At 50.0% G+C, this 17,837-nt stretch carries 20 protein-coding genes; 19 read left to right on the top strand and 1 reads right to left on the bottom strand.

Features of this window, described 5'->3' with window-relative positions; all coding sequences use genetic code 11:
* Positions 1–99 precede the first annotated feature (99 nt).
* Positions 100–918, bottom strand: a complete 819-nt coding sequence (locus IJN28_03635) for an Mrp/NBP35 family ATP-binding protein (protein ID MBQ6712867.1) — start codon at positions 916–918, stop codon at positions 100–102.
* Between the two features lie 324 nt (positions 919–1,242).
* Here IJN28_03635 and IJN28_03630 point away from each other — a divergent pair, with 324 nt between their 5' ends.
* The 19 genes from IJN28_03630 (at position 1,243) to IJN28_03540 (ending at position 17,781) form a co-directional block, all read left to right on the top strand.
* Complete coding sequence (locus IJN28_03630; protein ID MBQ6712866.1) at positions 1,243–1,956, top strand: nucleotide pyrophosphohydrolase; 714 nt, start codon at positions 1,243–1,245, stop codon at positions 1,954–1,956.
* A 60-nt stretch (positions 1,957–2,016) separates the two neighbouring features.
* Entirely contained in the window at positions 2,017–3,051 is a 1,035-nt protein-coding gene (locus IJN28_03625; protein ID MBQ6712865.1) for an undecaprenyl/decaprenyl-phosphate alpha-N-acetylglucosaminyl 1-phosphate transferase, read from the top strand.
* A gap of 83 nt (positions 3,052–3,134) precedes the next feature.
* Positions 3,135–4,286, top strand: coding sequence for a UDP-N-acetylglucosamine 2-epimerase (non-hydrolyzing) (gene wecB, locus IJN28_03620; GenBank protein MBQ6712864.1), 1,152 nt, complete (start codon positions 3,135–3,137; stop codon positions 4,284–4,286).
* A gap of 523 nt (positions 4,287–4,809) precedes the next feature.
* Positions 4,810–5,025, top strand: coding sequence for an AtpZ/AtpI family protein (locus tag IJN28_03615; protein ID MBQ6712863.1), 216 nt, complete (start codon positions 4,810–4,812; stop codon positions 5,023–5,025).
* Between the two features lie 12 nt (positions 5,026–5,037).
* On the top strand, positions 5,038–5,418 hold the full coding sequence (locus tag IJN28_03610) for a hypothetical protein (GenBank protein ID MBQ6712862.1): 381 nt from the start codon (positions 5,038–5,040) through the stop codon (positions 5,416–5,418).
* Between the two features lie 60 nt (positions 5,419–5,478).
* Positions 5,479–6,162, top strand: coding sequence for a F0F1 ATP synthase subunit A (atpB, locus tag IJN28_03605; GenBank protein MBQ6712861.1), 684 nt, complete (start codon positions 5,479–5,481; stop codon positions 6,160–6,162).
* Positions 6,163–6,205: 43 nt separating this feature from the next.
* On the top strand, positions 6,206–6,448 hold the full coding sequence (gene atpE, locus IJN28_03600; GenBank protein ID MBQ6712860.1) for a F0F1 ATP synthase subunit C: 243 nt from the start codon (positions 6,206–6,208) through the stop codon (positions 6,446–6,448).
* A gap of 47 nt (positions 6,449–6,495) precedes the next feature.
* Complete coding sequence (gene atpF, locus IJN28_03595; protein ID MBQ6712859.1) at positions 6,496–6,999, top strand: F0F1 ATP synthase subunit B; 504 nt, start codon at positions 6,496–6,498, stop codon at positions 6,997–6,999.
* Positions 6,993–7,565 (top strand): F0F1 ATP synthase subunit delta, encoded by a 573-nt coding sequence (locus tag IJN28_03590; GenBank protein MBQ6712858.1) that lies wholly within the window; start codon positions 6,993–6,995, stop codon positions 7,563–7,565. Before atpF ends, IJN28_03590 begins: the two co-directional genes overlap by 7 nt.
* On the top strand, positions 7,562–9,094 hold the full coding sequence (locus tag IJN28_03585; protein MBQ6712857.1) for a F0F1 ATP synthase subunit alpha: 1,533 nt from the start codon (positions 7,562–7,564) through the stop codon (positions 9,092–9,094). Before IJN28_03590 ends, IJN28_03585 begins: the two co-directional genes overlap by 4 nt.
* Positions 9,095–9,099: 5 nt before the next feature.
* Positions 9,100–9,948, top strand: coding sequence for an ATP synthase F1 subunit gamma (atpG, locus tag IJN28_03580; protein MBQ6712856.1), 849 nt, complete (start codon positions 9,100–9,102; stop codon positions 9,946–9,948).
* 15 nt (positions 9,949–9,963) lie between these two features.
* The gene (atpD, locus tag IJN28_03575; GenBank protein MBQ6712855.1) at positions 9,964–11,373 is read left to right on the top strand and encodes a F0F1 ATP synthase subunit beta; all 1,410 of its coding nucleotides are present in this window, start codon (positions 9,964–9,966) and stop codon (positions 11,371–11,373) included.
* A 3-nt stretch (positions 11,374–11,376) separates the two neighbouring features.
* The gene (locus tag IJN28_03570) at positions 11,377–11,787 is read left to right on the top strand and encodes a F0F1 ATP synthase subunit epsilon (protein MBQ6712854.1); all 411 of its coding nucleotides are present in this window, start codon (positions 11,377–11,379) and stop codon (positions 11,785–11,787) included.
* Positions 11,788–11,944: 157 nt separating this feature from the next.
* On the top strand, positions 11,945–12,889 hold the full coding sequence (locus IJN28_03565) for a hypothetical protein (protein MBQ6712853.1): 945 nt from the start codon (positions 11,945–11,947) through the stop codon (positions 12,887–12,889).
* Positions 12,890–13,057: 168 nt separating this feature from the next.
* The gene (locus tag IJN28_03560; GenBank protein MBQ6712852.1) at positions 13,058–13,771 is read left to right on the top strand and encodes a YwmB family TATA-box binding protein; all 714 of its coding nucleotides are present in this window, start codon (positions 13,058–13,060) and stop codon (positions 13,769–13,771) included.
* A gap of 45 nt (positions 13,772–13,816) precedes the next feature.
* Positions 13,817–15,076, top strand: coding sequence for a UDP-N-acetylglucosamine 1-carboxyvinyltransferase (gene murA / locus IJN28_03555; GenBank protein ID MBQ6712851.1), 1,260 nt, complete (start codon positions 13,817–13,819; stop codon positions 15,074–15,076).
* A gap of 89 nt (positions 15,077–15,165) precedes the next feature.
* Positions 15,166–16,128 carry a stage II sporulation protein D gene (gene spoIID, locus IJN28_03550; GenBank protein ID MBQ6712850.1) on the top strand — a complete coding sequence of 321 codons (963 nt, stop codon included), beginning with the start codon at positions 15,166–15,168 and terminating at the stop codon, positions 16,126–16,128.
* 40 nt (positions 16,129–16,168) lie between these two features.
* Positions 16,169–16,861 (top strand): M23 family metallopeptidase, encoded by a 693-nt coding sequence (locus IJN28_03545; protein MBQ6712849.1) that lies wholly within the window; start codon positions 16,169–16,171, stop codon positions 16,859–16,861.
* 233 nt (positions 16,862–17,094) lie between these two features.
* Positions 17,095–17,781 (top strand): response regulator transcription factor, encoded by a 687-nt coding sequence (locus tag IJN28_03540; protein ID MBQ6712848.1) that lies wholly within the window; start codon positions 17,095–17,097, stop codon positions 17,779–17,781.
* The last annotated feature ends 56 nt before the right edge of the window (positions 17,782–17,837 follow it).

Genomic DNA, 17,837 nt, shown 5'->3' with positions numbered 1-17,837 from the left:
CGATTTTGATACGCAAGGAAAATAATCTTAGATAAAAACACAAAAAAGGCTCACCCCTTGTGGAGTAAGCCTTTCTTTTTTGCAATATTTGCCGTCCTCTTATTTATTTACCTGATCGAGGAGGTTCTTCACGATCTCGCCCATGCGTTCTTTCGTCTGCGAGGAGAGGGTGAGCATCGTTCTGCCTTCGTCGCCGTTTGCTACGACCTGCGGGTCGATCGGAAGGCTGCCGAGGAACGGGATAGCGTACTGTGCCGCTGTGATGATGCCGCCGCCGCTTTTGAAGATGTTGTGAACGGAGCCGCAGTCAGGGCATACGAAACCGCTCATGTTTTCTACAAGGCCTGCGATCTCTGTTTCTGCTTTGGCACAGAAGTTGATCGATTTGCGAACGTCTGCGAGAGCGATCTCCTGCGGCGTCGTTACGATAACTGCTTTGCAGTCCTCGATCTTCTGTACGACCGTAAGCGGTTCATCGCCTGTACCCGGCGGGCAGTCGATCACGAGGAAATCAAGGTCGCCCCATTCTACGCCCGAGAGGAATTCGCCGATAAGACCCATTTTAACAGCACCGCGCCAGATGATCGGCGTGTCCGGCTGATCAAGGAAGCCCTGTACCGATACGACTTTGAGGTTTTCGTTGTATTGGAACGGCTGAATTTTGCCGCCTTCAACAGCGAAAAGCTTCATATTGGTAAGACCGAGAAGACCCGATACGCTCGGACCGTGGATATCAACGTCCATCAAGCCTACTTTGTAGCCTTGGTCGCTGAGGTATACAGCGAGGTTCGTTGCAACTGTGCTTTTGCCTACGCCGCCTTTACCACTCATGATGAGCAATTTATGTTTGATTTTACCGAGAGCAGCTTTCATTTCCTGTTCAATGACTTCTTGCTGCTGAGATACGTTACATGCCATGATAAATCTCTCCTTTATATATCTTTCATCAAGCAAAGTTTATTTTCACTATTATCATAACCCAAGATGTATATTTTGTCAACCCTACTAAATATACGTGAAAAGTAAATTTTAAAAAATTATAGAGTAAAGTCGTCTTTACAGCTAGTTTGGGTCGTTTAGGTGCGTTTTATACGCGAATTGTGCGGGCGGTCATGATTTCGCGGCGTGTGAGAGGGAGGTTTTTCCTGTGAGATAGGGGTGAAAACAGTTTTCAATAATTGAATAACGAGGCGATGTGTGATACAATTTGAATGAAGTATTGTGTAAGAAAAGGAGCAGAAGATGCTGGAATATGTCTATTTGCCAAAACTGAATTGTCTGTCTCCGTCGATGGATTCTACGATCCTTAAGATCGTGGAGGAGAGTGGCGAATTGGCGCGCAGTGTTCTTTTGTTCTTGCCGTACGAGAAGGAGTCTGCGTTTCGTATCCATCACAATCCCGAGGCGAGAGAGCTATTGTCGGATGTGGTGCAGGAGCTTTTGGACGTTGCGCAGACGTGTGTGACGATGCTGTTCGTGCTGGAGGAGAAGTATTCGTTCTCTATTGATGAATGGATGGTACGTCACTTGAATAAGCTCGAGAAGAAGGGTTATCTGTTTGACCGTCAGCAGAATTATCGCATCGTTGATAATGCGGGGTTCAAACAGCTTGCGCTTCCGCATCTCGGTATCGCGAATGTGACGCTGTTGAAGACTGTCTGCAAGATCCAAGAGGAGGTCGGCGAGCTGACGCAGTTCGTCGGCAAGAAACGCGGTGCATCGGGCGAGCGTGAGAGAATCGGCGAGCAGGAGGCGATGGAAGGCTGCGGCGAGGAGCTTCTCGATATTGCACAATGTTGTTTTACGATGTTTTATATTTTGTCGAAGCGATATCGTATCGATCTTCGCAGATGCTTAAAAAGCCATGTCGATAAGTTGGCGCAGAAGGGGTATTGGTCGCCGGGAAGCGTGGCGCAGACGATTGGGAAAAAGAGTGATATTGAACCTGTATTTTAATTGACATAGCAGTATGCCTGCTGTAAAATTGATATATTGCATAGAAGTGAGGTGTATGCGATGCAGCCGTATGTGGCAGCTTTCCTCATTGCTTTGCTTGCTTCGTATATTCTGACACCGATGGCGATCAAACTGGCGATCAGAGTGGGTGCGATGGATGCACCCGATGCACGCAAGGTACATCGTGAGCCGATACCTCGTATGGGCGGTCTTGCGATCTACGTGGCTTTTGTGGCGGCAGTCTTGGCGACGGCGCCTTTCAGCCAGCAAGTAATGGGGCTTTTAATAGGTAGTACTGTGATCGTGGCAGTCGGTATTTTGGACGATCTGTATCAGCTGGCGGCGAAGGTCAAGCTGGTCGGTCAGATCGTAGCGGCGGCGACGCTGTTATTTTTTGATATTCGTATTGATTGGGTGATGAATCCGTTCAGCGGTGAGCTTATCTATTTTGAATGGCTTGCGATTCCCATCACGATATTCTGGATCGTGGGACTTACGAACACGGTCAATCTCATCGACGGTCTTGATGGGTTGGCGGCAGGTGTTTCGACGATCGCAGCGCTGTCGATATTCTTTATCGCGGCAGATATGGGAAACATGGTCGTGGCGATGCTCTTGATATCGCTTGCGGGCAGTGCGATCGGATTCCTTCGTTATAACATGAATCCTGCCAGAGTATTCATGGGTGATACGGGGAGCATGTTCCTCGGATACGTTCTGGCGGCAGTATCCATCATCGGGGCTGTCAAGAGTGCGGCAACGATCGCGCTTATCGTGCCCATCGTGGCACTCGGTCTTCCGATCCTCGACACAGCGTTTGCGATCGTGCGACGCAAGTTGAGCGGCGAACCGATCTTCAAGCCCGACAAAGGGCATCTGCACCATCGTTTACTGGCGATGGGCTTGTCGCAGAAACAAGCCGTATGGTTGATGTACGGCATTAGCTGTTGTCTTGGTATCAGCGCATTTTTGTTGACGGAAGTCAGCGTATTGGTCGGCTGTGGTATCGTAGTGGCTCTGCTTATCTTGGCGGTATTCGGTGCGAGAAAGATTGGCGTACTCAAAACCGACCGCAGACAATCGGCAGAAGGCTAAAAAGAGAAGCAGGCACCATGCGCGGTGTCTGCTTTTGTTATTACATAGGATGATATGGTTGTAGGACAGAAAGGGGTAAACAAATGGCGAAGTTAAAAGTCATGGCAGTCTTCGGCACACGTCCCGAAGCGATCAAAATGGCTCCTGTTGTACTCGAGCTCAAAAAACATGCAGAAGAGATAGAAACGATCGTAGCCGTCACGGCACAGCATCGTGAGATGCTCGATCAGGTACTCGGTCTTTTCGGTATCGTACCGGACTATGATCTCGATATTATGGCGAAAGGACAGACTCTCTTTGATATCACATCGAAAGCAATGAACGGTCTTAATCAAGTTCTTGCCGAAGCAAAACCCGACATTATTTTGGTACACGGCGACACGACGACGACGTTTGCCGGCGCACTTGCCGCCTTCTATCATCAGGTCAAGGTCGGTCACGTTGAAGCAGGTCTTCGCACGCATAACAAGTATTCTCCGTATCCCGAAGAGATGAATCGTAAGCTCACGGGTGCTATTGCAGACCTTCATTTCGCGCCGACTTCTACGGCAGAAGCGAACCTTGCTGAGGAAAATATCACAGGTATGAACGTATTCGTTACGGGCAACACTGTTATCGATGCGCTTCTCAAAACAGTCAACAAAGACTATACGTTCGATCATCCCGTTCTCCAAAACATCGACTACGAAGGACGAAAGGTCATCCTCGTTACGACGCATCGCCGCGAAAATCTCGGCGAACCGATGCGCCACGTATATCAGGCACTTGCGCGTCTTGTCAAAGATTTCTCTGACGTAGAGATCGTATTCCCGATGCACAAGAATCCGCTCGTGCGCGAAGTCGTTGCCGAAGAACTCGGCGGCACCGAGCGTGTCCACCTCATCGATCCGCTAGACTATGAACCGTTCGCCAACCTCTTGGCACGCTCGTATCTCGTACTTACCGACTCGGGCGGTATTCAAGAAGAAGCACCTGCACTCGGTAAACCTGTCCTCGTCCTCAGAGATACGACAGAGCGTCCCGAAGCCATCGCCGCAGGTACTGTCAAACTTATCGGCACAGACAAAGAGCGTGTCTACAGCGAAGCACATCTGCTCCTCTCCGACCGTGAAGCCTACCTCGCGATGGCCGAAGCGTGCAACCCGTACGGCGACGGTCTTGCTTCCGAACGTATCGTACAGGCGATCTTGTGGGATAAAGATAACTCGCGTCCGCGCCCTGCACGATTCGAATAAGAAAAATGAAAGACCTTCTTTGAAAGAAGGTCTTTTTTGATATCAAAAAGTAAATAAGAATGAAATATTTGCCAAAATGGACTATGTGCGGTAATATAATAGTAAAGAAAAAATGACCGATAACGAACAGGAATCGTTTGCATAAACGAATGAAATATGATAAAATGAATTGGATATATTGTATACTGTGTTATGTATACAATATATAATTAGGTATACATTGTATACACGATAAAAATAGATTGAAAATAAACATGATGTATGATATCATAAGGGAAACTTATGCATAAAGTTGGTAAATCATTTATCAAGAGAGGGACGCAGACGTTTGTGAAAACGTGGTTTGTTTTGATAAAAATAGAGAAAAAAATCGATTTTCACAAGGAATCCTTCGTTTTTGTTAGAAATTAAAAAATAGTCTAAAAATATTTTAGTCATTCTTTTTGGTACAAGAACAGAAAAGAATGGCATACTAAGAAATGTAACCGTAGACGAAGCAGAATGCAGGTGATGGGAGTGGTTGATGATGAAACAAAATGATCGCTCACTGATGCAGGCTTTGTCGATCGCGACGGGACTGGGGATAGAGGCGGCCGCTTTTATCGCAGTCGGTGTCGGGCTTGGCAGGGGGGCTGACTATTTTTTGGGAGTTCAGCCGTTCGGTACGGTGATGGGTGCGCTTTTGGGTATCGGATGCGCGATGCGTAGTATCTACTGCCGCGTGATGAAGCTCAAGTAGCAGGAGATGTGTATGAAAGAATTCAGACAAGAGATAAGAGGTACGCTGATTGGTGTCGCGCTTTATTGGCTTGTCGGGAGCGGGATATTCTATCTTGTGGGATTGTCTTCGTGGCTGGCAGGTTTTGCACTCGGATGTGCGAGTGGTGCGGTGCATTATATTTTGCTTGCGATGCGTCTTAGTCGCGCGGCAGAGATGAGCGTAGAGAAGGCGATGATGTTTATGCGAGTCGGATTTATCATGCGGTTCGCGTTCGTCGCGCTGGTACTCGTGTTTGCGGCGCAGGTGTCACGAATTTTCTTTGCGTCGTGTGCGGTCGGTGTGATCGGGCTGTATGCGGTGCAGACGACGAGGGCTTTTCTCGGCGGTATGCGTTCTCTAGGCAAAGGATAGCTTACTTGCGTCATATATATGGCGTGAATAATAAATAAGAAAGAAAGGAGTGGTGAATATATGGGACATAGTGGTACAGAACATATCGGGAGTCATGATCTGATAGAAGTGATGGGTCTGACGTTTCATCTCGATACGCTCATTATGACATGGATCACGATGGGGATCGTTATCGTGATAGCAGTCTTGGCGACCAGAATGTTGTCGATCGTGCCACACGGTTGGCAGACTATCTTGGAGATGGTCGTGACGGCTCTCTTGGGGCAGATCGAATCGACGATGGGGCCGAGAGGCAAGAAGTTGGCACCGCTCTTCATTACACTGTTCTTATTTTTGCTGATAGCCAACTGGTTGGGGCTTGTTCCGACGTTCAAATCGCCTACGGCGGATCTCAATACGACGCTCGGTATGGCACTCATGGTCGTTATCATGCTTCACAGCTTGGGTCTGATGTACAAGCGCGGTGAACATTTAAAGAGCTTCTTCAAGCCGTTCGCTCCGTTTGTCGTCATCAAGGTAGTCGAAGAGATCGCCAAGCCGATCACGCTTTCGTTCCGTCTGTTCGGTAATATCTTGGCCGGGGAAGTGCTTATCATCATCTTGGGACTTCTTGTTCCGATGTGGTTCCCTGTTCCGAATATCGTATGGCTGGCGTTCAGCGTATTCGTTGGTGCTGTTCAGGCATTTATCTTCACGATGCTGTCGATGTCTTATATCGGCGAAGCGATCGGTGAAGAACATTGATAAGAAATTTATTTTTGAAGGGAAATAAAGGAGGATTTTATTTATGGAAATGATGGTAGTAGCCGCTTTGATCGGTGCAGGTATTGCAGCAGGTTTGGCCGCAGTTGGTGCGGGTATCGGTAATGGTCTTGTTACGTCCAAGTTCTTGGAAGGTATTGCTCGTCAGCCGGAAGCGAAAGGTACGCTTCTTGTGAATATGCTTATCTCGGTCGGTTTGATCGAGGCCGTTCCTATTATCGCTGTCGTTATCGCGATCATTTTGCTCTATGCGAATCCGTTTATCTAAGGAGCAAAGTGGGCGTACGTAACGCCTGATGACAGGAGGTGCGATAATTGGTAGATATCAATGCGACATTGGTCGCGCAAGTAATAAACTTTTTGATCCTGGTAGCGATCTTGACGAAGGTTGCCTATAAGCCTTTGATGAAGATACTGGAAGAACGTCGCGCCGCGATCGAAGGCAGTATTGCTTCGGCGCAAAAAGAGCGCGAAGAAGCAGAAGCGATGAAAGCCGAGTATAAAGCGCAGTTGGCACAGGCTCGCGCGGAAGCGCAGGCGATCGTTGCCAAAGCAGAGCGTACGGCAAAAGAAAGCCGTGATGCGATTCTCGCTGAAGCCAAACGCGAACAGGCTCGTATGCTGGCATCGGCAAGAGAAGAGATCGCGCTTGAAAAACAGAGAGCGCTTGCAGAGCTTCGTCGTGAAGTGGTATCGCTTTCGACGCTGGCGGCATCGAAGGTGCTCTCTGAAAATCTCGATGCGCAGAAGAACAGCGCGCTTGTAGAGCGATTCATCGATGAGCTCGACAAGGATGGATCGGGTGGTCTGCCATGCTAAAAAATCCGATCGCGATGAAATATGCGCAGGCAATATTTGAGCTGGCAGAAGATGCGCAGGCGATAGACGAGATCGGCAGAGATCTTTGTATGGTTGCCGATACGATCGAAGGTCAGCGCGATCTGGCGATCTTTCTCGATCATCCGAGCACGCCGCGTGATGCGAAAAAAGAAGTCGTGAAAGAGATATTCGCTGCGGAAGTTGGCGAATTGACGCAGAAGATACTTTTATATCTCATAGACAAACGTCGTGAGACGATGCTTGCCGATATCGCGCAAGCGTATAAAGATCTGACGTATGAAGCACGCGGTATCATAGAAGCGCACGTTCGTTCGGCGATGGCTCTCACGGAGAGTGAGGCGGCGCGTCTTACGCAGGCACTCAAAAAACGCAGCGGAAAAGAAGTCGTTCTTACGCAGTCAGTCGATCCGTCGCTTCTCGGCGGTCTTGTCGTGCAGATGGGCGATACGCTTCTTGACGGCAGTGTGAAACGGCAGCTCGCAGAGCTCAAAGATGCTCTGATGCAGGCCGACTTTGGCAAAAGTGGGGTGACAGATGAATTATGAAAATGAGACCGGAAGAAATAACGGCTATCATAAAACAACAGATACAGAATTATCAAGTAAACCTGAACGTAGATGATGTGGGTACGGTCATCGAGGTCGGTGACGGCATCGCACGTATCCATGGTCTGGAAAAAGCAATGGCAGGCGAACTCCTTGCGTTCGAAGGCGGCGTCTACGGGATGGTACAGAACCTTGAACAGGATAATATCGGGGGCGTAATCCTCGGCGGCGATACGATCATCAAAGAAGGTGCGACTGTCAGACGTACGGGTCGTATCATGGAAGTGCCTGTTGGCGAAGCGATGATCGGTCGTGTCGTCAATGCACTCGGTCAGCCGATCGACGGAAAAGGTGCGATCGAAACGACAGAGTCGCGTCCTGTCGAATATCCCGCACCGGGCATCGCAGATCGTCAGTCGGTAAAAGAACCGCTTCAGACAGGTCTGAAGGCGATCGACGCACTCGTGCCGATCGGTCGCGGTCAGCGTGAGCTTATCATCGGCGACCGCGGTACGGGCAAAACGGCTATCGCAGTCGATACCATCATCAACCAGAAGGGCAAAGACGTTATCTGCATTTACGTTGCGATCGGGCAGAAAGCCTCGACCGTTGCACGTGTCGTAAAATCGCTCGAAGAACGCGGTGCGATGGACTACACCATCGTCGTTGCGGCAACGGCATCGGACAGTGCACCGCTCCAGTACCTTGCACCGTACTCGGGTGTTGCCATCGGTGAATATTTTATGCGTAAAGGCGGTCACGTTCTTTGCGTATACGATGACCTTTCGAAACACGCGGCAGCATATCGTGCCATGTCGCTTCTTCTCCGTCGTCCGCCGGGACGTGAGGCATACCCGGGCGACGTATTCTACTTGCACTCTCGCCTCTTAGAGCGTGCGGCAAAACTCTCCGATGAACTTGGCGGTGGTTCCATTACGGCACTTCCGATCATTGAAACGCTTGCGGGCGACGTATCGGCGTATATTCCGACGAACGTCATCTCCATTACAGACGGACAGATCATCTTGGAAACAGAAGCGTTCAACGCGGGTATCCGTCCTGCTATCAACGCAGGTCTTTCCGTATCGCGTGTCGGTGGCAGCGCGCAGGTAAAAGCGATGAAACAAGTCGTCGGCCGTCTTCGTCTTGATCTTGCACAGTATCGCGAGCTTGCGGCGTTTGCGCAGTTCGGCTCCGACCTTGACGCGGCGACGAAAGCACAGCTCGAACGCGGTGCGCGCATGACCGAGATCTTGAAACAAGTACAATACGCACCGATGCCTGTCGAAGAACAAGTATTGGTACTCTACGCAGCGACCAAAGGTGTGCTTGACGATGTAGCACTCCACGATGTCGTCACGTTCGAAAAAGAATATCTTGCTTACATGAGAGCGAACTATGCAGAGATCGCGCAGAAGATCGCCGACGAGAAAAAACTCGACGCATCGCTCGAAGAAGCTATCATAAAAGCTGCCAACGAATTCAAAGAAATATTCCTGGCAGGTACCAAATCGAGAGCGAAGGGGTGATCTGAATGCCCAGCGCACAAGATATCAAACGGCGCATCAAGGGCGTCGTCAGCACGCAGCAGATCACCAAGGCCATGAAGATGGTCGCCACAGCGCGACTTCGCCGTGCGCAGGAAATGGCAGGTGCCAGCGTACCGTATGCCGAAAAAATGCGCTCGGTACTCGCAAGCCTTGCCGCATCAAACGCATCGGCATCACATCCGCTGATGGAAAAACGCACCGATGAGAAAAAACTGTTCGTCGTCTTGTCTGCCGACAAAGGGTTGGCAGGCGCGTATATGTCGAACCTCGTCAAGGCAGTCACGCCCGAGGTCACGACAGCCACACCGCTCGTCGTAGTCGGACGCAGATGCGCAGACTATTTCAAACGGCGCGAATATAACGTCGTTCATGCGCATATCGGATTCAGTGAAAAGCCGAACTACGACCATGCGCGAATGATCGCCAAAGAGATCACGCACCTGTTCCTTACGGGCGAGTGCAATCAAATATATCTGGCATATACCAAATTCTATTCGCCGATCAAAGTCGAGCCGACGATCGTGAGGCTTCTTCCGCTCGACGATGTGCTTGGTGATGCGAAAGCAAAACCGCAAGGCGAATACCTGTTTGAGCCATCGCCCGAAGATGTGCTTGCCGTCCTCTTGCCGAAGTATCTCGAGATGACCGTCTATGCGGCACTCCTGCAATCGGCAGCCAGCGAGCTCGGCGCACGCATGACAGCAATGGGTTCGGCAACAGACAACGCAGAAGAACTGATCTCGCAGTTGACACTCTACTATAACCAAGTACGCCAAGCCGCGATCACGAACGAGATATCCGAGATCGTCGGCGGTGCGGACGCACTGAAGTAAGGAGGGATTACGCGAATGACTATGGGAAAAATCGTGCAGGTAGTCGGGCCTGTCGTTGACATTGAGTTTCAAGGACAAGAGCTTCCTGCTATCTACAACGCGATCGTAATAGAAGATAAAAACGAACAGCACGACATCAAGCTGACAGTCGAAGTCATGCAGCACTTGGGCGACCATGTCGTCCGTGCCGTAGCCATGTCGTCCACAGACGGTCTGCGTCGCGGTATGGCGGCACGTGATACCGGCGCACCGATCAAAGTACCTGTCGGCGACGGTACGCTCGGCAGAGTATTCAACGTACTCGGCGAAGCGGTAGACAACGACCCTGCCGAAGTAAAAGCATCGGACTATTGGCCGATCCACAGACCGGCTCCGACATTCGAAGAACAAGAAACGACGACTGAGATCATGGAAACAGGTATCAAAGTCGTTGACCTCATCGCACCGTACGCACAAGGCGGTAAGATCGGCCTTTTCGGTGGTGCGGGCGTAGGCAAAACAGTCCTCATCATGGAACTCATCCATAACATCGCCACGGCACACGGCGGTTACTCTGTATTTGCAGGTGTCGGCGAACGTACTCGCGAAGGCAATGACCTTTGGAACGAAATGAAAGAATCGGGCGTTATCGATAAGACCGCCCTTGTATACGGACAGATGAACGAACCGCCGGGAGCCAGAATGCGCGTCGGCCTCACAGGCCTCACCATGGCAGAATACTTCCGTGATGTCGCAGGACAGGACGTGCTCCTCTTCATCGACAACATCTTCCGTTTCATTCAGGCAGGCTCGGAAGTATCCGCGCTCCTCGGCCGTATGCCGTCTGCCGTAGGGTATCAGCCGACACTCGCCAACGACGTTGGTGCGCTCCAGGAACGCATCACCTCGACGAAAAAAGGCTCCATCACCTCCGTACAGGCAGTCTATGTTCCTGCCGACGACCTTACCGACCCTGCACCGGCGGCGACCTTCGCCCATCTCGATGCAACGACGGTTCTGTCGCGTAAGATTGTAGAACTCGGCATCTATCCGGCAGTCGACCCGCTCGACTCCACCTCTCGTATCATGGACCCGAACATCATCGGTGAAGAACACTACTCTGTCGCGCGCGGTGTACAGGAAATCCTCCAACGATACAAAGAACTCCAAGACATCATCGCCATCCTCGGTATGGAAGAACTCTCCGACGAAGACCGCCTGACCGTAGACAGAGCGCGCAAGATCCAGCGTTTCCTCAGTCAGCCGTTCTCCGTTGCCGAAGCATTCACAGGCATGCAGGGTAAATACGTACCGCTCAAAGACACCATTCGCGGATTCAAAGAAATTCTCGAAGGCAAACACGACGACCTCCCCGAAGCTGCCTTCTACATGGTAGGCACCATCGAAGAAGCAGTAGAAAAGGCAAAATCGCTGAAGGGGGAATAACGTATGGCGAATACATTCCGCGTTGATATCGTCGCACCGCAAGGCATCATCTACTCGGCTGACAGCACATTCGTCCTTGCAAGAACGATCGCCGGCGATATCGGAGTGCTCAGAGGGCATACGCCCCTCATCGGCGCACTCAAAATACACCCCGTCACCATTCGCACCGAAAACGGCGACGAAATATTCGCCGTCAGCGGTGGTTTCCTCGAAGTACAGCCCGATAAAGTCACCATCCTTGCTACCTCGGCAGAACGACCTGAGGACATCGACACAGAGCGTGCAGAAAACTCTCGCGCCCGTGCCGAAAAACGCCTCGCCGAACGGCAGGAAGGACTTGATATAGCCAGAGCTTTGGCATCCTTGGAACGCGCGAAAATGCGACTCCTCGTAAAAGAAAAATATGTGAGATGACAAAAGCGAGATAAGCTCCTTGTGACTTATCTCGCTTTTGTCATTTGATGATGTCTTGCAAAATGAGATGTGTAATTGACCGCACTATGATACTGGCCGTATAATTGATAACAGAAGTAGTGCGGAACGGATTTTGAAGAAAAGAGGGGGTAATATCATGATTTTTGGCAAGAAGTGGAGGAAAAAGCGATTATATCAAAATCTGTGCCACGGCGGTATTATCGGATGCTTATTGATGTCATTGACAGGTGTTGGAGGGGCGATGAGCGCGGCGGAAGCGAATCGTGGTGATATACAAGACCTTACTGCATTTAATCGCGTTGCGGCAGGTGTATGGGGAGATATCGATACAGATGCTTGTGAAGCCCCGCCATTTAAGCAATTCAAGTATTATGAATTCGCTGACGGAAAGTTTCGCTATGGATATAGCGAGCGTTTCGATGATTCTGCGTTTATGATGATCGATCAGTTTTATCATGCTGACTATCCGCATATAACGCATCACAATGAATACGGGCATGAAGTTTGGGCAGAGATGTATTTTTTGCAAAATGCGTTTTTTGAACTGGATGACCCTGCAAATATATTTGTCTATATGGGGAAAGACACGGCGAGTGCGAAACGCGGTGTGCGATCTTTTGTAAGTGAGAACAGACAGGGTCAGTATGGTCTTCAGACATGGAAGGATGAGTACAATAAGATTCTCGATTATCTTGAGCGTATGAGGGAGTGGAACGGAGATGTGCCGGCCCTGCCATATCAAATGCATGATATTAACCAAGACGGTATTTCCGAGATGTTTTTGTGTTTAGGGACATGTGCGGGAGATCATCGGGACATTCTGCTGACGGTAGATATGGCGACAGGACAAGCGCGTTATGTTACAGCACTTTCGACAGGACACTCCAATATCTATGTGACCAATGAGCCGAATGTATTTTTACGTATCCATCGAACGAGAGAAGGTACAAGGGGCGTAAAATATATGGTTGTTGGCGATCGATTGGTTGAACAAACATTGTCTGAGGCAGAGATTGTGCCATATCAAAATGCAGTGCCGATCAAATATTATATGCCAACCGACCGTTCGGGTTTGATGTAAAGCAGTTATCCCGACTGTACGTACAGATGATTTTCGTCTGCACGGATAGTCGGGATTTTTCTGTGTTTAAAAGTTCTATCATCGGGCAACCATGAATATGTAGGAAATGAAAGTGGGGGATATATGGTGAAACGAATGATGGGACAAACTATGTGGAGAGTATGGGTAGTGGCGGTTATATTGCTGGCGCTCATTGGCGGTACATATGGAAACCGCGGCAGGGCAGAAGCAGTCGAGATGCCGATGATAAGCGCGGTAGAATCGGTCGGTGCGAAGGTCGATATGGTTACGATCGACATGTGGGGACGATTCGATCATTTGGCAGGTGATAAAGAGAAGCAAGAAGAACTTGCCGATGCGATCGCTGCACTTGATGGCGCGTGCATGTCATCGTATGAGGAGATGCGCGGCGGAAGACGCATGATAAGAAGAAGCTGTCTAAGGCAAGACAGTATGATGGCAGTCGTCGTTGCAGAAAATCGATGCGGTAACGAAGGGAGAGAAGTCTGTCTGTCGGTACGGTTGACGGGTGCGAAGAGCGATCAGGCAAAACTGGCAGAGCGGGCGGAAGAGATAATGCGTGCGGGAGAAAATTTTGGCGGAAAGATGGCAAGAAATACTTGCTTGCGTGGCCGTATTAGTGGTAAACTAAAATGTAAAGAAAAAACGGATCATATAGAAAAAATACTGACGCATCTCGGTGCGCAGATGATCACGATACAGAATAGCAAGCGATACGTAACTTGTACGGCGTATGCACCGCAGATAGCAGGCGCGGTACAATTGAGTGGGGAACAAGTGAATGTGAATATCGCACTCAGAGAAAGCGGAGAAGATACCATGGTTTATCTCGGTACACCGCTTTTGATGATGGAATATTGATATCCCCGAACGATAGAAGGCACTGTACGGCAGTGGGAGGAACAAATGGACAAACTAATCGTAAAAGGTGGCAATCGCCTCGTTGGCAAAGTGAAGATCAGCGGTGCCAAAAATGCAGTATTGCCAATTATAGCGGCGACGCTTTTGAACGGTACGACGAGCATCTTGGAAGAAGTACCGAATCTTCAGGATGTGCGCACCATCTCGGAAGTGCTTCGTCAACTCGGCGCACAAGTAGAATATCGACCGGGCAACATTTTGGCGGTAGACAGTACGACGCTTACAACGTGTGAAGCGCAGTATGAGCTTGTTCGCAAAATGCGCGCTTCGTTCCTCGTGATCGGCCCGCTCCTTGCACGCGAAGGCGAAGCGAAGATATCGCTCCCCGGCGGCTGTGCGATCGGTACACGCCCGATCGATCTTCATCTGAAGGGCTTCGAAGCACTTGGTGCCGAGATCGACATCGGCAGTGGTTATATCGCAGCGAAAGCTCCGAATGGACTCAAAGGCGCGCGTATCTATCTTGATTTCCCGAGCGTTGGTGCAACGGAGAACATCATGATGGCGGCATCGCTTGCCGAAGGTCAGACGATCATTGAAAATCCTGCACAGGAACCGGAGATCATCGATCTTGCCAACTTCCTCAACGTGATGGGAGCCAAAGTGCGCGGTGCAGGTACGAATGTTATCAAGATCGATGGGGTCAAGCAGCTCAGAAAAGCGACGCATACCATTATCCCCGACCGCATTGAAGCAGGGACATATATGATCGCGGCGGCAATGACGGGCGGCGATGTATATATCGAAAATGCTATCAGCGAACATTTGAAACCTCTGATCGCGAAACTCAAAGAAGCGCGTGTCAATGTAGAAGAAGATATCAACGGTATCCGCGTCTACTCTGACGGCAATCTTCGTGCGGCCGATATCAAGACGCTTCCGTATCCCGGATTCCCGACCGATATGCAGGCGCAGTTCATGGCGATGCTGGCTGTCGCGCGTGGGACAGGCGTGGTAAAAGAAACGGTGTTTGAAAACCGCTTCATGCACGTTGATGAGCTCAATCGTATGGGTGCCAATATCCGTATTGAAGGCAGCAGCGCGTATGTCGAAGGCGTAGAGAAGCTCAAAGGCTGTCCTGTCAAAGCGACCGACCTTCGTGCAGGTGCGGCAATGGTACTCGCGGGTCTTGTGGCTGACGGTGAAACGGAGATCACCAATCTCCATCATATCGACCGCGGTTACGATGAACTGGTCGAAAAACTTCGCGGACTCGGCGCAGATATTACAAGAATCGAAGAATAACGTGAAAGAACCTATCTTATAAGATGGGTTCTTTTTTTATGTATAGACAGACCCTTTCGTGCATAACAATGAACGAAGGGGGACTGGATGTGAAACGTACGATTCTGATGGCAGTAGTACTGCTCGTGGGCATGATGCTCGTTATACCGCTTGTCATCGTTGATACGGAGCGTGAACCGATGAGAGAAGATACCGGGAAGATTCGTGTTTATCTGCATGAAAAAGACAGCATCGAGGAGATGACGATGGACGACTATCTCGTCGGTGCGCTTGCTGCGGAGATGCCTGCCGCGTTCGAGGAGGAATCGCTCAAGGCGCAGGCGGTGGCGGCGAGAACGTATGCCGCGGCGCATATGGTGCGCTATGGCGGACGCGGATACAAGGGAGCTGATGTCAGCACCGACTATCGCGTCCATCAGGCGTATATCGGCGAAGCGAAACAACGCGAGAAGTGGGGCGACAAGTACGACACATATCGTGAGAAACTCCGACGTGCTGTCAGAGCCACAGCAGGAGAGGTCGCGACGTATGATGGCAAGCTGATACGCGCACTCTATCACAGCAGTTGCGGTGGACGTACAGCCTCGTCGCAGGAAGTCTGGGACAAGGCTCTTCCGTATCTCGTCAGCGTCCGCTGCGATTGGGATTCGGATGCACCGCGTTATCGTGAAGAAAAGCGTGTTCCTTTCACCGACATTGCGGCAAATCTCGGCGAAGAAGCAACCATTATGGCGGCAAGTGCAGACGGTAGTGATATCGTGCACGTCGTCAATCGGACAGAATCGGGTCGTGCCGACTTAGTGCGCATCGGCGGACAAAATTATGCAGGCTATGATGTGCGCGGTAAGCTCGCTCTGCGTTCGGCGAATTTCACCGCGAGAGTCGATGGAGATAGTATCATCTTCACGACAGTCGGTTACGGGCATGGCGTCGGTTTATGCCAATACGGTGCCAACGGTATGGCAAAGGCAGGCTACTCGTACCGTGATATCCTCATGCATTATTATCAAGGCATCGCCGTTCAGCCGATCGAGAAAGTAAAACGCATATAGCATCACATGGCTGGGCATACTGGCCATGAGGTGAGTCACTATGAAAAAGAAAACATGGAGATATCATGCGATCGTCTGCATGGCAGTCTGTCTGATGATCTTCTGTGCGATGACGGCAAAAGAGGCAGATAAGACGGCTATCATGCAGAATAAGTGGACAGAGGGGACAAAGATGCCGGAAGAGAAAGTGAATGTGAGTGCGGAGCATGAGCAGGCGTCGGTAAAAGTCACATCGAATAGTGACGTATCTCCAAAATACGCTCCAACACTTGCGGAGCGTGAAGAGGCACTTGCGGTAAATGATGAGGGAATCGCAACGCATGCGGAAACGCTTGCCGAGGGGAGCAAGCTACATACACAAGGCTTAACAGAAACGACAGATGCGATTGGTCTGCCGATGAGAAGTGTCGTTCGCGGGTTCGGCTGGCAGGAAGAGAACGGTACTTGGCGGTATCACAGCGGCGTTGATATTGCATATGCGCAAGGCGAACAAGTGCGCATCGTCAGGGGCGGTACAGTGCATCGAGTGGAACAGGTCGCGGGCGGATACGCTGTCGAAGTGAAAAGCGGGAAAGACCTTTGGAGATATGAACCGCTCGCCGACGTCAGCGCATCTGTTGGAGCACGTATCGGAGCAGGTACCGCTATCGGTGTGATGCAAGAAAATATGACGCTCCATATCGGTCGCCAACACGATGGTGTGTGGACAGACCCTATGAGTATGCAAAATTAGATATAGGAATGGCTTTTTGTATATGTATGAAAAATAAGAATAATAATGATTTATGGGAAGAATAGATGGAAATAAAATACAAGGTGTGGTATAATTATACGATAAGAGAAAGAAGAGAATGAGTGTAACAATATTATAGAAGAAAATATACCATGTTCTCTTCTCGGTCGGTCAGCAAGATCAACTGCCGCTATACAGGTAATGGTTTGCAAGTAGACAACTGAGAAAGATGAATGACCATTGGGGGGGGACAAACGTTGGAGAATGAGAAGATAAGAGTTGTCCTAGCTGATGGCCATGCGATTGTACGTGATGGTCTGAAGCACATTTTGGAAGCAGAAGGAATAGAAATCGTCGGTGAAGCAGGGAGTGGATACGAGGCTCTTGCACTTGTTGATGAATTATCTATTGATCTGTTGATACTTGGCATTACGATGCCCGATATGAGCGGTATTGATGTCTTAAGACAACTGAAAGACAAAGACCATGATTTTCATATGCTGGTGTTGTCTTCGCACGGCGAAGAACAGTACGTCAAATGGGCGATGACGAGTGGTGCATCGGGCTACATTGAAAAAAGTGCCACGGCATCGGAACTTTTGGCGGCGATCCGTACTGTCATGTCGGGACAGATATACTTGAGCAGTAAGCATGCGATGCTGATGGTCAATGCATTTTTGCATGCGGACGAGAAACCCGATCCGTATATGATACTGAGTAAACGTGAGATAGAAGTATTGAAATTGTTGGTGCGCGGATACTCGCTGTCGGAAGCGGGAGAACAGCTTGGTCTTAGCCTTAAGACGGTCGACACGTACAAGACGCGTATTTTCGGCAAGCTTGGTTTCAGCCGCAAATCCGAAATGGTACAATATGCACTCGATCACGGTCTGCTCGGTGCAGAACATCATGACATCTGACAGAATATAAAGAAGAGCGTATACAAGGCTGTATGCGCTCTTTTTGTGTATAGGGT

Source organism: Selenomonadales bacterium, assembly GCA_017442105.1.
In the GTDB taxonomy this organism is placed as follows: domain Bacteria; phylum Bacillota; class Negativicutes; order RGIG982; family RGIG982; genus RGIG982.
The sequence above is the reverse complement of the archived record's forward strand: the minus strand, read 5'-3'. Positions and strand labels throughout refer to the sequence as shown.

Coding starts and splice junctions, on each gene's coding strand:
- atpE (MBQ6712860.1), top strand. CDS start 6,206: ATGGAAATGATGGTAGTAGCCGCTTTGATCGGTGCAGGTATTGCAGCA.
- murA (MBQ6712851.1), top strand. CDS start 13,817: ATGGACAAACTAATCGTAAAAGGTGGCAATCGCCTCGTTGGCAAAGTG.
- IJN28_03635 (MBQ6712867.1), bottom strand. CDS start 918: ATGGCATGTAACGTATCTCAGCAGCAAGAAGTCATTGAACAGGAAATG.
- IJN28_03545 (MBQ6712849.1), top strand. CDS start 16,169: ATGAAAAAGAAAACATGGAGATATCATGCGATCGTCTGCATGGCAGTC.
- IJN28_03570 (MBQ6712854.1), top strand. CDS start 11,377: ATGGCGAATACATTCCGCGTTGATATCGTCGCACCGCAAGGCATCATC.
- atpD (MBQ6712855.1), top strand. CDS start 9,964: ATGACTATGGGAAAAATCGTGCAGGTAGTCGGGCCTGTCGTTGACATT.
- IJN28_03590 (MBQ6712858.1), top strand. CDS start 6,993: ATGCTAAAAAATCCGATCGCGATGAAATATGCGCAGGCAATATTTGAG.
- IJN28_03565 (MBQ6712853.1), top strand. CDS start 11,945: ATGATTTTTGGCAAGAAGTGGAGGAAAAAGCGATTATATCAAAATCTG.
- atpG (MBQ6712856.1), top strand. CDS start 9,100: ATGCCCAGCGCACAAGATATCAAACGGCGCATCAAGGGCGTCGTCAGC.
- IJN28_03625 (MBQ6712865.1), top strand. CDS start 2,017: ATGCAGCCGTATGTGGCAGCTTTCCTCATTGCTTTGCTTGCTTCGTAT.
- IJN28_03615 (MBQ6712863.1), top strand. CDS start 4,810: ATGATGAAACAAAATGATCGCTCACTGATGCAGGCTTTGTCGATCGCG.
- atpB (MBQ6712861.1), top strand. CDS start 5,479: ATGGGACATAGTGGTACAGAACATATCGGGAGTCATGATCTGATAGAA.
- IJN28_03610 (MBQ6712862.1), top strand. CDS start 5,038: ATGAAAGAATTCAGACAAGAGATAAGAGGTACGCTGATTGGTGTCGCG.
- wecB (MBQ6712864.1), top strand. CDS start 3,135: ATGGCGAAGTTAAAAGTCATGGCAGTCTTCGGCACACGTCCCGAAGCG.
- IJN28_03585 (MBQ6712857.1), top strand. CDS start 7,562: ATGAAAATGAGACCGGAAGAAATAACGGCTATCATAAAACAACAGATA.
- IJN28_03630 (MBQ6712866.1), top strand. CDS start 1,243: ATGCTGGAATATGTCTATTTGCCAAAACTGAATTGTCTGTCTCCGTCG.
- IJN28_03540 (MBQ6712848.1), top strand. CDS start 17,095: ATGACCATTGGGGGGGGACAAACGTTGGAGAATGAGAAGATAAGAGTT.